At 35.1% G+C, this 12,826-nt stretch carries 13 protein-coding genes; all 13 read right to left on the bottom strand.

Annotation, left to right across the window (positions count from 1 at the left end; all coding sequences use genetic code 11):
- Positions 1 to 207 precede the first annotated feature (207 nt).
- Positions 208 to 825, bottom strand: a complete 618-nt coding sequence (locus PYW37_RS05795) for a TIGR01906 family membrane protein (RefSeq protein ID WP_021721812.1) — start codon at positions 823 to 825, stop codon at positions 208 to 210.
- A 102-nt stretch (positions 826 to 927) separates the two neighbouring features.
- Positions 928 to 1,701 (bottom strand): TIGR01457 family HAD-type hydrolase, encoded by a 774-nt coding sequence (locus PYW37_RS05790; RefSeq protein ID WP_012897745.1) that lies wholly within the window; start codon positions 1,699 to 1,701, stop codon positions 928 to 930.
- A 49-nt stretch (positions 1,702 to 1,750) separates the two neighbouring features.
- A complete protein-coding gene (locus tag PYW37_RS05785) occupies positions 1,751 to 2,479 on the bottom strand; it encodes an acyl-[acyl-carrier-protein] thioesterase (RefSeq protein WP_017864442.1) in 729 nt (242 codons plus the stop codon).
- 96 nt (positions 2,480 to 2,575) lie between these two features.
- Entirely contained in the window at positions 2,576 to 3,016 is a 441-nt protein-coding gene (locus tag PYW37_RS05780) for a deoxycytidylate deaminase (RefSeq protein WP_021721810.1), read from the bottom strand.
- Positions 3,017 to 3,121: 105 nt separating this feature from the next.
- On the bottom strand, positions 3,122 to 3,925 hold the full coding sequence (locus tag PYW37_RS05775) for a glycoside hydrolase family 25 protein (RefSeq protein WP_014570581.1): 804 nt from the start codon (positions 3,923 to 3,925) through the stop codon (positions 3,122 to 3,124).
- A 58-nt stretch (positions 3,926 to 3,983) separates the two neighbouring features.
- Positions 3,984 to 5,123: a radical SAM family heme chaperone HemW gene (gene hemW / locus PYW37_RS05770; protein WP_003132086.1), complete on the bottom strand. Its 1,140-nt coding sequence runs from the start codon at positions 5,121 to 5,123 to the stop codon at positions 3,984 to 3,986.
- A 179-nt stretch (positions 5,124 to 5,302) separates the two neighbouring features.
- Positions 5,303 to 5,830 (bottom strand): IbrB-like domain-containing protein, encoded by a 528-nt coding sequence (locus PYW37_RS05765; protein ID WP_003132085.1) that lies wholly within the window; start codon positions 5,828 to 5,830, stop codon positions 5,303 to 5,305.
- The gene (locus PYW37_RS05760) at positions 5,812 to 7,131 is read right to left on the bottom strand and encodes a phosphoadenosine phosphosulfate reductase (protein ID WP_025017058.1); all 1,320 of its coding nucleotides are present in this window, start codon (positions 7,129 to 7,131) and stop codon (positions 5,812 to 5,814) included. Before PYW37_RS05760 ends, PYW37_RS05765 begins: the two co-directional genes overlap by 19 nt.
- A 231-nt stretch (positions 7,132 to 7,362) precedes the next feature.
- On the bottom strand, positions 7,363 to 7,950 hold the full coding sequence (locus tag PYW37_RS05755; protein WP_023189315.1) for a hypothetical protein: 588 nt from the start codon (positions 7,948 to 7,950) through the stop codon (positions 7,363 to 7,365).
- A gap of 48 nt (positions 7,951 to 7,998) precedes the next feature.
- Entirely contained in the window at positions 7,999 to 8,970 is a 972-nt protein-coding gene (locus tag PYW37_RS05750) for a choloylglycine hydrolase family protein (RefSeq protein ID WP_023189316.1), read from the bottom strand.
- 162 nt (positions 8,971 to 9,132) lie between these two features.
- A complete protein-coding gene (gene tpiA, locus PYW37_RS05745) occupies positions 9,133 to 9,891 on the bottom strand; it encodes a triose-phosphate isomerase (protein ID WP_003132078.1) in 759 nt (252 codons plus the stop codon).
- 130 nt (positions 9,892 to 10,021) lie between these two features.
- Positions 10,022 to 10,873 (bottom strand): MurR/RpiR family transcriptional regulator, encoded by an 852-nt coding sequence (locus tag PYW37_RS05740; RefSeq protein ID WP_003132077.1) that lies wholly within the window; start codon positions 10,871 to 10,873, stop codon positions 10,022 to 10,024.
- Positions 10,874 to 12,814: a glucose PTS transporter subunit IIA gene (locus PYW37_RS05735; RefSeq protein ID WP_023189318.1), complete on the bottom strand. Its 1,941-nt coding sequence runs from the start codon at positions 12,812 to 12,814 to the stop codon at positions 10,874 to 10,876.
- Between the last annotated feature and the right edge of the window lie 12 nt (positions 12,815 to 12,826).

The raw sequence follows: 12,826 nt of genomic DNA, 5'->3' as shown, positions 1-12,826 counted from the left end.
ACTCATTTATGATTTGATTTACAGAAAAGACCGACCAAACCCTTCGGGTTTCACTAGTTGAACGATTATAAAATCTCTGTCTGCTCAACCTTCCTTATTCATTTTATCTCAATTAAACGGTTTTTTTAGTTATTTACTTCTATTTCTTCAAAAAACACATAACATCATTCGGAAATAGCAAACAATAAAAAAACACCGACCATTCTGTCAGTATTTTTTCTTTAAAAATAAAGTTCCACGTCTATAAATGACAAAAAAGATTAATTCATAGATGAGTAAAAAGATTAAAAAGCTATGCATGAAAAATTGCTCAGGCAAAACGCTAATAATCGGGTCTGTCGCTGGGTCAAAGAGCCAACTATTATCCCGAAAAAGCACTTCATGAAAAGCTACAAAAAATTGGTCAAAGCCAATTAGCCAAGCAATAACTCCAATTGCTAAAGGAAATAGCATAACAACTCTAAGCGCATTATGGAAAACAAGCGAAAGATTTTCTTTTATAAATCGAATAGTGAAAGGAATCAAAATGATTGTCAGAAAGAAAACAAGCATAAACAAATTTTTCACTTCTGCGAAATGGTGAAGACCACTTGCTGACGAGGGGAAATCAGGCATAGATAGTTTCGTTTCCAAAGGATTAATTAAATAATTCATCAGAATTAAAAAATTATGCCATATTTTACCGGCAGTCATTTGAACTAAATCGGTTAATTGATACCAAAAAATTTCACCAAAAAATAAGGGAATCGCCAAAAAAATAGTTAAAGTTACTGACAAGGCAATAATCCATAAAATACTAAATCCAAAAATGACTTTATCTCTCATAGGCGCTCCCAAAGTATTCTAAAATTTACTGACAGAAATTAATTTTTCCGTCAGTAAATTTTTAAAAGCAATCAATTACTGACAGACCTGTCAGTAATATTTTCAAACTTCCCACTCATCTAAACTAGCTACAACATAAGTCGGAGGAACTGGAAGATTTGGTACTTCTTCAGCTCTTGTAAATCCAGTTGTGACAAGCAAGCTATCAATTCCGTTATTAATGCCCGTATGAATATCTGTCAGATAATTGTCGCCAACCATTAATAAATCAGATTTAGGAAGCCCTAATTTTTCGACCGCTTTATTGGCTATAATAGCTTCTGGCTTACCAATAATGGTTGCTTCAACTCGTGTTGCCGCTTCAAGCATTTTTATCAGCGCTCCAGCTCCAGGAGTCAAACCACGTTCGTTTGGCAAATTCAAATCTGGATTTGTTCCGATAAATTTAGCTCCTTTATGAATTGCCAGAGTAGCAAGGACAAGCATTTCATAAGTTAAATCAGTATCTAAAGCGACCACAACGTAAGCTGGATTCTCACGATCTTTTTTGTAACCTGCCTCATAAATCGCTTCTTTAAGACCATCTTCTCCAATGATATAAACTGTTTTTTCTAAGCCTAAATCATTCATATAATCAACAGTAGCAAGACTTGCAGTATAAATCGTTTCCAATGGAGTGTCAATATTAAATTGTTGACTCAAACGGCGTTGTACCACGCGCGGTGTTTTTGTTGTGTTATTTGTGACCAAAAGATAAGGTATTTTAGCCTCTTGTAGCCGATGAATGAAATTCTCGCCTGCAGGAATACGCTTATTTCCCAAGTAAATTGTCCCGTCAAGGTCAATTAAGTAACCACCATATTTTTTATTTGTCATTTTATTCTCTTCTACTTTTTATCACTAAAATTTACTGACAGAGCTGTCATTAAATTTTTCCCCAGTGAATTTCAATTTGAGTACTTCCGTCATTAAAATTGTGATGACTCACTTCGTCTTCCCAAGACATTAAAGCATTAATTTCTTCACCATAAAGGACTTCATGATTATATTTTATAAATACATGTTTGGGTTGATGACTTTTACGGAATTCAAAATCCACCATATCAGCTGCCCAATCATAATATTTCGCATTATTAACATGTCCATTCATATCTAATGCTGAAAAACGGACAGGATAAACAATTTTTTGAGCATCACTAAATTCGTCAATTTTACGGAATTTATGAGGACGTGAAATTTTTGATACTTTTTCAGATTCATAAGGATCAACAATTTCATCCAATACACGGTCAATTTTTCTCGTTGCCTTATCCATCAAAACCCAAGTTGAACGAATTTCAACTAAAACTTCTCCATTTTCATCTAAAAATGAGAAATTACGATAACAAAAGAATTTATTATAACTAGTTGCTTCAGTTTCAATTGTTATTTTTTCATTAAATTCTGGTAAACGATGAATCGTCAATTCATATTCAATAACTGCCCAAAAGAGGCCATATCTCTCAAATACCCAGACATCTGAGCGTCCAAGTGCCGTTGATTGCTCTCCAGAAATCTGTAAAGCCACAGCTAAAAGGCTTGAAATTCGCATTTTTTTAAAAGCATCACTTTCATAGAAAGGAACTTGATAATTTTGTTGATATTTTATACCCATTTTATGATAACCTCGCCTTCTATTTTAGCAAAAAAAAGAGCAATTTTCATAAATTGCTCATCTATTAGCCAGAGTTTTTAAAGTTCTCAGAGCTAATTAAATTTTTTCACAGGCGATTTCTAAAGTATCAATCAATAATTCTTCATAAGGATCTTTAGCATGATACTCATCAATGTATTTAATTTCTTTCACACCAGCAGCAACAACTAATTTCAGGCAGGCAAGGCAAGGAAATAACGTTGTATATAAAATCGCACCTTCAGGTGAAACGCCATGTTTAGCAGCTTGAGCAATCGCATTTTGTTCTGCATGAACCGTTGCTACACAGTGTCCATATTTATCTTCAGTACAACCAATATCTGTACAATGTGGCATCCCCGAAACCGCACCATTATATCCCGTAGAGAGAAGTTGACCATTAGGACTGACCAATAAAGCTCCTACTTGAGCATGGTTACAAGTTGATCGTTTTGCAACCACTTGGACAATTTCTTTAAAATATTCATCTTTACTTGGTCTTGTAAATTTCTCTGACATCATGAACTCCTTAATTGCTTTTTGATTTATTATAGCAAATTTATTTATTTCAGGCTTAATAAAAAAACTTCCAAGAGAATCATAAATTAACTTGGAAGAAAAATTTTATTTTTGATTTTTAAACAATTCATTATAGTTGGTTTGGTTATTAACCATATTCAAATCAACATTTCCCGAGTAACCTGGTAAAGTTCCTTGGTCAGTAAATTGTTGCATTTTATAACTTAAAGTCGTTTCTGGTGAAGCATCCCAATAACCTGTATTTCGTCCATAGGCAGCAATCCAAATCGCTTTAAATTTATCAACTTTTATTTGATTATCTCGCAAGAACCAGTCTTGGGCATAAATACCAATGTTTTTAGCTCCTTGTTTCTCCAACTCAGAGCGAAAAGCCTCAATCCCTTGGTTCATATTTTTCATATTGGTTACCTCGACATCAAGCCAATAATAGGTCGGCTTATAAGGGCTTGCTCGACGATAAAAGTCTCTTGCTTGCTTCCTCATTTCAGAAGTGTTTTCTCCAGTCACAAAAGCATAAACCGCAGTCGGGATTCCCCGCTCTTGGAAAGCTTTAATGTGCTGTTTATAGGCAGTATCTTCTCCATCCTTGCTTGCTGAATTATCAGCATGACCATAAGAACCATTGACACGAATAACCGCACCAATCACATGCTGACTTAAGGTGTTGTAATCAATATCTTCTGGACGTTGCCAACCCGAAAGGTCAACAACTGGTTTATTCAAATCCAAAACCTTCTCATCCAAAATATGATTTACAACAATTTTTTCAGTTGCTGCTTTTTTAGGAGGTTCTACCGGTCGAATTCGTACTAAACCAAGTAAGGCGATCATTGCAATCATGGATGCTGTAAAGATAAAAGCTCCCATTTTTTTAAGTTTACGTCTCATTTTAGGTTTCATTAATTATATTGTAACATAATTTTCACAAAAATTCATCATGATAGCATTAAAAATTAATATCATCGAGCAAAAATTTCTCAAAGACATTATTCCCCAACTCAAAACCTTTGTCTGTCATATGGATTCTTTGTCTATCATTATATAATAATTTTTGATTAATAAGTTCTGTGATTTGTTCACCGTATAATTTTTCAAATGAACACTTGAATTTATTTTCAAACTTCTCAACCAAAACTCCCGATTTTTTCCGAAGACCTAAGAACATTTCTTCTTCTATTTGAGATTTTTTACTTAAAACTTCTTCATTTATCCTTTTTTCAGTTGGAGCAGCTTTAAGGTAATGATGAACTGGACCAAGATTTTTATAACGAATCCCTGCTAAATATCCTGACGCTCCAGCGCCAATTCCATAATATTCCTCATTATCCCAATAAGTTATATTATGTTTGCTCTCAAATCCTGGTAAGCCAAAATTTGAAACTTCATAGTGATTATAACCATTTTTAGCTAAAATATCCATGATATATTCATACATGTCCGCATTTTTATCTTCACTTGGTAGGCGTAAAAGACCACGACGTTGTCGATTCATAAAAACTGTATGGTCCTCTAAAATAAGACTATATAATGCCACATGTGGTAGTTTTAATTCTAAAAATTTTTCAACATCTGACTTAACCATCTCCATCGTTTGCCCAGGTAAAGCATAGATTAAATCAATCGTAATATTTTCAAATCCAGCTTTTTTCAGTCTTTCAACTGAATCATAGACTTGAACTTCTGTATGTGTCCGCCCGATTTTTTTGAGCAAAGCATTATTAAAAGTTTGGACACCTAATGAAATTCGATTGACTGCTGAATCAGCCAAAACTTTAATAACCTCATCTGATAAATCCCCCGGATTTGCTTCAACAGTAAATTCTTCCAAAACTTCTAAATCTAACTGTTCAGCAATCGCTGTCAGTAAACGTTCAAGTTGTTGGGCTGATAAAACGCTGGGCGTTCCACCACCAATATAGATTGTTCTTAATTTTTCTATCTCAAAACTTTGAAATTCTTCTATGAGCGATTCAATATAAGCATCAATCGGCTGTCCTGTCATCAGTACTTTAGCAAAATCGCAATAATAACAAATATGAGAACAAAAAGGAATGTGAAAATAAGCCGAATTAGGTTTTTGCAACATTTATAAGTCCCTTCAAAAATTTTTCCTATTCAATGAAAGATAGTGAGAGGATTAACCCTAAAATTAATCTTACCAATAAAAATCACAAATACTTGACCTATTATAACACACCTATGGATAGCAATTGACTTTACAAAACGGAAAATATAGATAAAAAAGAGGGTAGCTTTAACTACACTCTATTCTTCTTTATCCCATTCCCAAGACCGTGAAAACTCCCCTCCTTTAAACAAAGAGGCAAGCCCACTTAATTGTTTGAGCCTTAATAATTCTTCTTTATCCATTCCAATATTTGTCATAATCCACCGATCACTTAAACCAGCTTCAACCAATTGTTGAACAATTTCTGTCATTAATTCTACTGAATGAGTCCCTCTGGCACGATTATGGCGAATAGTGCTGGCTATTCTATCTTCTAATGGGCGATCAATCACAGAAACGGGTAAACAGTTCCCTTCTCTTTGCGCAATCGTTTCAGAATTTTTCATTACAAGATAGCGGTGAAAACCATCCACAATCTCATAAGTATCATTTTCTTTGTCATAATAGCAGACAATTGGCATGGTATAACCATCTTCTAATATCGACCGTTCTAAAAGTTTAAATTCAGTCGGCGCAGTTTTATTAGGATTATAAGAATTTGCTCTAATCTTTTCAATTGGAACCCGTCTCACTTGATAAGCTGGACTTACAAAAAGCTCTCCCATTTTTTCATTGCCTCCTTCTTCTTTTGCAATTCATCTTTCGTTTGACCAAATCCCATATATTGACAGGAAGTATCATTTTTTAAAATGGTGACACACATTCTTTTATAAGAGGGGACTAATCTGAAATTTTTAATTGGTACATCATCAGGGTATTTTTTGAAACGAACTAATTCATATTCCTGTTTGTAATTTCGATTATTTTTTGGAGTACCTAAATTTTCAAATTGCAAATTTGTTTCTTCTAGTTCACTGACAACTTTCTGAGGCAAAGCTCCCCCATTTTTTGTCCAGTAAGTCAGAGAACTCTGGAACTTTTTCAGATAAACTTCTCGAATATCCTCTGGTAATGTCTTGAGTAAAAAGTCAAAATAGGTCTCCCAAGTATGCCCCTTAGGAAGACTGACTCCACGATAACCAAGAGCAATTGTCCCACCATAAATAGCCGCAAAATTTGCTCCATTGACACGACCAATCAATTTTCCCCAAGTCTCTGGCTCCAATGCTTGATACAATTTCAAAGATGAGACGCCACATTGATGAAAAGGATTGGCAACCCTCATACTTTTAAAGGGTACTCCTGCTTGAAAATATAAATCATATAAATGATTATAATCAAAAGAAAATTTAGCATTTGCTACCCAGACATCCTCAAACAACCAATCATACATCGGATAAAAATTGAAAACATTATGAAAAATTCGATGACTATAATTTGTAGTTCCAAATCTTGAAAAAGTTTCATCACGTGTCACAGCATTAAAGCGATTTAAACTTTCTTGAGCTCTGATTCCGACAAGAACTGCTGTTCTTTCTGCTTTCTTTTCTTGATGAAGCCACTGACAGAATTTGCTTTGAAAATCATAATCAGACATTCCTATTTCAAAAAATGGGAAATTGTGATTTTCAAGATGAATTGCTCCTTCTGGAACTGAATTCAACCAGAGTTCGGGATGTTCAGGGTCCCAAGGAAGCCAAGTCGATTGTGACATCGATATTCCACATGAAGCAGAGACAGGCATACAAATATGATAATAATCAAAATCAGGATATTTCCCCATTGAGCGTTCTATATAGTCTTTGGTTTCTTGATAATTCCCCTCATAGTCAAGATAATAAACAGAAACTGCTATTTCTCTGTCAGCAAGATTATTTTCTTCATAATAACGATGAACAAGTTCTAGCATCAATCCAGAATCTTTCCCGCCAGAAAAGGAGACAATTAAGTGGTCGAAATAATTACAAATATAATCTAGTCGTTTATTGAAAGCTTCGTAAACATTTTCCTTTTGATATTTTCTCACATTCGTTACCTTTCGCATAACTTTTTCAACATTTCACTTATTGAGCTTAAAACATTTAAATCCTATTAAAGTTTAGGTCTTCCAATTGAAACCATATTTATTATTTTAAAATACAAAAATTAAATATAAAATACGTTTATATCTTTATATTTTATTATAAATTACTTTATTTTGCAATTTTATATTAGAATCGTACTTTATCTTAAGGCTTAAATTATAAAAAAATACTTGTCAAAGTACTTTTTTATAATTTAAGTATTTTCTTCTTCCTTCAATAAGGAATAACATTGTCAAACTAAGCAAGATGAGATAAATTGGAAAAGCAACTTCTGCGAAATTCCAATGATGAATCTCTGTAAAACTTGTTGATGCAGAAAAAAGACTACCTAAAAACAAGAAACCATTTTCTGTTTCGGGATACTTCCAACCTTTTAACATGGTAGGTAATGCGGCTAGAGCATCTGATAATATCGCAAGAGATATCGCAATATTAGGATTTTTAGTCAAATACCAAGCTACTAAGGCCAAAATAGAAACAAGGCCACAAATATAATCAAATCTTTCAATTCTCCAATAAGCTGCTTTGTTAAATGACGAAACAATAAAAACTAAAATTGGACCAAAGCCAGCCATAAATACGGGTAAACTTGCCCAAGAAACACCAGTTGATAAGGATGCTGCTGTACTAATCAATGGAGCAATTCCCCAAATTAACCAAGTAATTCTATTCGGTTTAACTCGACCACGCAGACTAGCGATAAGATAAGTAGTTGTAAAAGATATTGAAATAAGTGCGCCTAAAATAACGATGAGATGCATTAAATTCTCCTAAAATAATTTTGTTTTCATTATAACAAAATCTTAGGATTATAATTCATCTGGGAAACGATAGACTTGTATACTTAAATCATCATACGTTTGTAAGTAAAGTCTGCGACTGTTCACTTCCACAGCACTGCGATAAACAGTATAAGTCCCTGAGCGGCCTTCAGACTTTGGAACTGTAACACCATTTAAAATATGCCATGCCTCAACAATATTTTGCTGTTCATCTTTAGGATACACCGCTCTTTCTTTGTAAATAGCTGCTCGAATAAATCGAGCTGTTGGTGTGAATCCTCCAGGAAAAACTGGTTTCCCATTGAAACTTCCTGTCGAAATTTGGTTAGGATTATCATTTTTTACTGACAGATTTTCTAATGATGAATTACTATCCTCATTTTTACTGACAGAAGTATTTTCACTTTCTGTCAGTAAATTGATATCCATATAAGTCCTTAATTTCTCAACTTCATTCTCAAATTTAGGAGCATTTGTAACCACACCAATTGGATTATCTGAAATGACCAATCGTCCACCATGCGGTTCAATATTAATCATTTGGCCGTTTGGATCTGTCGCAGAAAAATGTAAATCATTACGTCCAAATTTGTAGATTGCATTTTCATCAGTCATCAACTGTACATTATCAATATTCTGACGAACTTCCTCAATTGAACGGCAATTCCCCAGCAACCAAAGCAAAAATTCAAAAGCAGCAAGTTGAACTTTTCCCTTCTCTGCTTCTTTAGCGTAATCTGACTGATTTGAAAAAGTTAGTTTTTGTGCCGCCAAGCCATATTCATTTACACCATCTGAAATATCAGCATGTAATCTCATTTCGCTATTTCCGACGCCAAGGATGGCATATGGATTAATCATTTTTTGATTGTTATAGACGCTTGTCCATTCATAATTTCTTGGTAGAACAAGGGCAGCGGCATTAAAAGTATGCCAATCCATTGTTCTAGCAAAAACCAATCCACCGTCACTTGACTTTAGTTGAAAACTGGTACACATTTTTCTCCCCTTAATTAATTTGTCATCTCTTTATTTTATCAAAAGTTTTACTGATAGAGATACTAGCAGAACTGTAAACTTCAATCCTATGACAAAAACTAAAAAATGTACGAAAAAAGTACTGACAGAATCAGTACTTTCATTCAACCCATAATTATAAAATTATTTGTACATTTCAAGCAATGCAAGGAAGCTATCAGCTTCAAGTGAAGCTCCACCAACGAGGGCACCGTCGATGTTTTCTTTAGCCATCAATCCTTCGATTGTTTCAGGTTTAACTGAACCACCGTATTGGATACGTACAGCTTCTGAAACTTCTTTTCCGTAAAGTTTTTCAACTGTTGAACGAACAACACCACAAGTTTCGTCAGCGATTTCGTTTGTTGCAGTTTTACCAGTTCCGATTGCCCAGATTGGTTCATAAGCAATAACCAAGTTTGAAACTTGTTCAGCACTCAAGCCAGCAAGACCAGCTTCGATTTGACCTGAAACCCATTCAGCTGTTTTTCCAGCTTCAAAAGTTTCCAAAGTTTCACCACAACAAAGGATTGGAGTTGCTCCAGCAGCGAAGATTGCTTTTGCTTTTTTGTTGATGTCTTCGTCAGTTTCGTGGAAATATTCACGACGTTCGCTGTGACCGATGATGATGTATTCAACACCTAAATCAACGATAGCAGCTGGACTATTTTCACCAGTGAACGCTCCAGCATTTTCAAAGTAGCTATTTTCAGCAGCAAGTTTCAATTCTGAACCTTGACGAAGGTAAGCCATAGGAGCGAGGAAAAGTGCAGGTGCACCGATAACTGATTCAACATTATCAGATGAAGGCAAGTTATTTTTTACAGCTTCAACAAAAGCTTGCGCTTCTGACAAAGTTTTGTTCATTTTCCAGTTACCAGCGATAATTGGTTTACGTGACATTCTAATTCTCCTTATAGGGCGTTTAAGCCTCTTAAATTTTGGACTTCAGTCCATCTTTTACAAGGTCTATTTTATCACATTGTGAAAAAAATTGCAGAAATCAACTCATCATTAATAAATTTCAATCCTGTCACTTTTTTTCCAATAATTTTATAGCATCACGTGTTTTTTCCAACTTGTCATAACTTTCTGTAAAATGCTCTGATACATACATATAAAAAAGAATGTCAACAACATAAAGCTGAGCCATCAAACTCATTGTTGCAGCAGTCCGCATTTGATAATCTTCACCAGAAACAGAATGAAGAATACAATCAGCCATTTGTCCTAAGCTTGAATTTTCCCGAGAAGTAATTGCAATAATGGGGATTTTCATATTTTTCACCACGCTTGCGAGTTCCAGAACTTCTTTTGTTTCCCCCTTCATTGAAATTCCAATGAAGATTGTTTTTTTATTAGAAACAGAAAGAGAGGAAACAAATAAATGGGCATCTTGAATAAAGATAACTTGCTTGCCAATTCGACTAAACTTTTGAAAAATATCCTGAGCAACCATTGAAGATGCTCCAATTCCAAAAACAAAGATATTCTCAGCAGCATCAATTGAAGACACAGCTTCCATGATTTCATCATCCAACAGAGCAGAATTTGTCGTCTCTACCATGTGATTTACCCGGACTTTGAGTTTATTCTTAATTGAAGTAGGTGATTCAGAATCATTTACTTCCTTGTAGTATTCTTCATCATCTACATGAGCAGCATACGAGGCACTCAATTTTTGTTTAAACTGGGAGAATCCATCATAACCTAACTTTCTGGAAAATCTTACTAAAGCCGCAGAGGAGCTACCAATTTCTCCAGCCACTTCTTGCGCACTTTTTTCTAGCATTTTCTCTCCGACTTCAAAAATATAGTCAGCTATTTTTTTCTCAACTGTCGTAAAGCTAGAATAATTTTGCCTAATGATAAGTAAAGTATCCATTTAACCTCTCCGTTCTTCTTTAATTATTTTCCCACCATGACTGATAATAATTTCTCGATAAGTATCAGAATTTGTGATAACCACAGGTGTAATTATAGATAAACCTGCTGCTTTTATTTTTGAAAGATCTGCTCTTACCAGTAAATCTCCTTTTTTGACACGATCATTTTGCTTAACGAAACTTTCAAAAGCTTCACCATTTAAGCCAACAGTATCCATTCCAATATGAATTAGAATTTCAACACCGTCATCACTAGTCAAACCAATCGCGTGCTTAGTTGGAAAAACTGTAGTAACAACTCCAGCGACGGGCGAAACGACATCTCCATTATCTGGTTCAATGGCTACTCCTTTACCCAACATTCCGCTTGAGAAAACTTCATCCTCAATTGTAGAAAGTTCTTTCACATTCCCCTCAAGTGGTGATGCAATTGTTGAACTAGAAAATTCTGGAGTTGTCACAACACGTAAAGTAGGTTGAATAGTTTCCATTTGGACTGATTTTCCATAATTATCTGCTTTTTCTTTTGCATCTTTAGGAATACCAAAGAGATAAGTAGCAATAAATCCACCAATATAAGCACCCAATAGTCCAAGAAGATAAACCCACCATTTGCCATTGGCAATAAGTGGAAGGAGAGCAAGGCCTGAAGGGCCAATAGCAATGGCTCCAGCTTGACCTAATGAACCGATGATTGCACCACCAATCCCCCCACCGATACAGGCCGTGATGAATGGACGACCAAGAGGTAGGGTAATCCCATAAATTAAAGGTTCTCCAATTCCTAAAATCCCTACTGGAAGAGCACCTTTAACAAGTTCGACAAATTCTTTATCTTTTCTCAAACGAAGCCAAAGCGCAATCGCAGCACCAACTTGACCAGCTCCAGCCATTGCAAGGATTGGCAATAATTGTGTTGAGCCCGTTTTAGCAATCATTTCTAAATGAATAGGGGTTAAGATTTGGTGTAAACCAAACATAACCATTGGTAAGAAAAGTACACCCAAAACAAAGCCAGAGAAACCACCACCAACTTGAAGAATAAAGTTAATTGCCCCGACTAAACTTGAAGAAATAACTCCCGCTACCGGCATAATGGCAAAAATCTCCGCAAAACCAATGACCAATAAACCAATGGTTGGTGTCACAATAATATCAATTGAGTCAGGAATAAATTTACGTAGTTGTTTTTCTAAAATCGATAGTAACCAAACAGCGAAAATTACGCCAATAATTCCACCTTGTCCTGCCGAAAGTGCACTTCCATTAAAGATATTTTTCAATGGTGCTTCTGGGTTCATTCCTGTGAGCAAGGAAACCGCACCGATAACACCACCAAGCGAAGGTGTTGCTCCAAATTCTTGAGCTGAATTAATTCCGACATAGATGGCTAAGTAAGAAAAAATTCCAGATTGAATAATTTTTAAGACGGTAATAAACTGGGTCCATGTTGCGGCATCTAAGGTACCAGCAGTGACTAAGTTTCCTAAAACAGAGGCCAGCCCACCAATCAAACCGGCACCAACAAAAGCAGGAATCAATGGAACGAATATTTTAGAAATCGTATTAAGAACCGCTTTAAATTTTGAAGGCTTATTATACTTTTCTTTAGCTTCCGATTTTGTTTTTGCCATTAAATCATCAATTGATTGACCTTCAGCACTTGGGAAAGTTTCTCCTAACCTTACCCCAACTGTCTCAACCATTGCTTGAGCAACTTTATTTACAGTTCCAGGTCCGATGACAACTTGTAGTGTTTCATCTTCAACGACACCCATCACTCCATCAATTGCCTTTAAACCAGCTAAGTTAACTTTTGAATCATCAATAATGGTCATCCGAACACGAGTCATGCAATGAATCAATTTTTTTACATTTTGTGTTCCACCAACATTTTCATAAATCTCCCGTGCAATACGAGCTATTTTTTCTTCTGCCATTTTTGCTCCTTC

Source organism: Lactococcus lactis, assembly GCF_029023865.1.
GTDB lineage: Bacteria > Bacillota > Bacilli > Lactobacillales > Streptococcaceae > Lactococcus > Lactococcus lactis.
The sequence above is the reverse complement of the archived record's forward strand: the minus strand, read 5'-3'. Positions and strand labels throughout refer to the sequence as shown.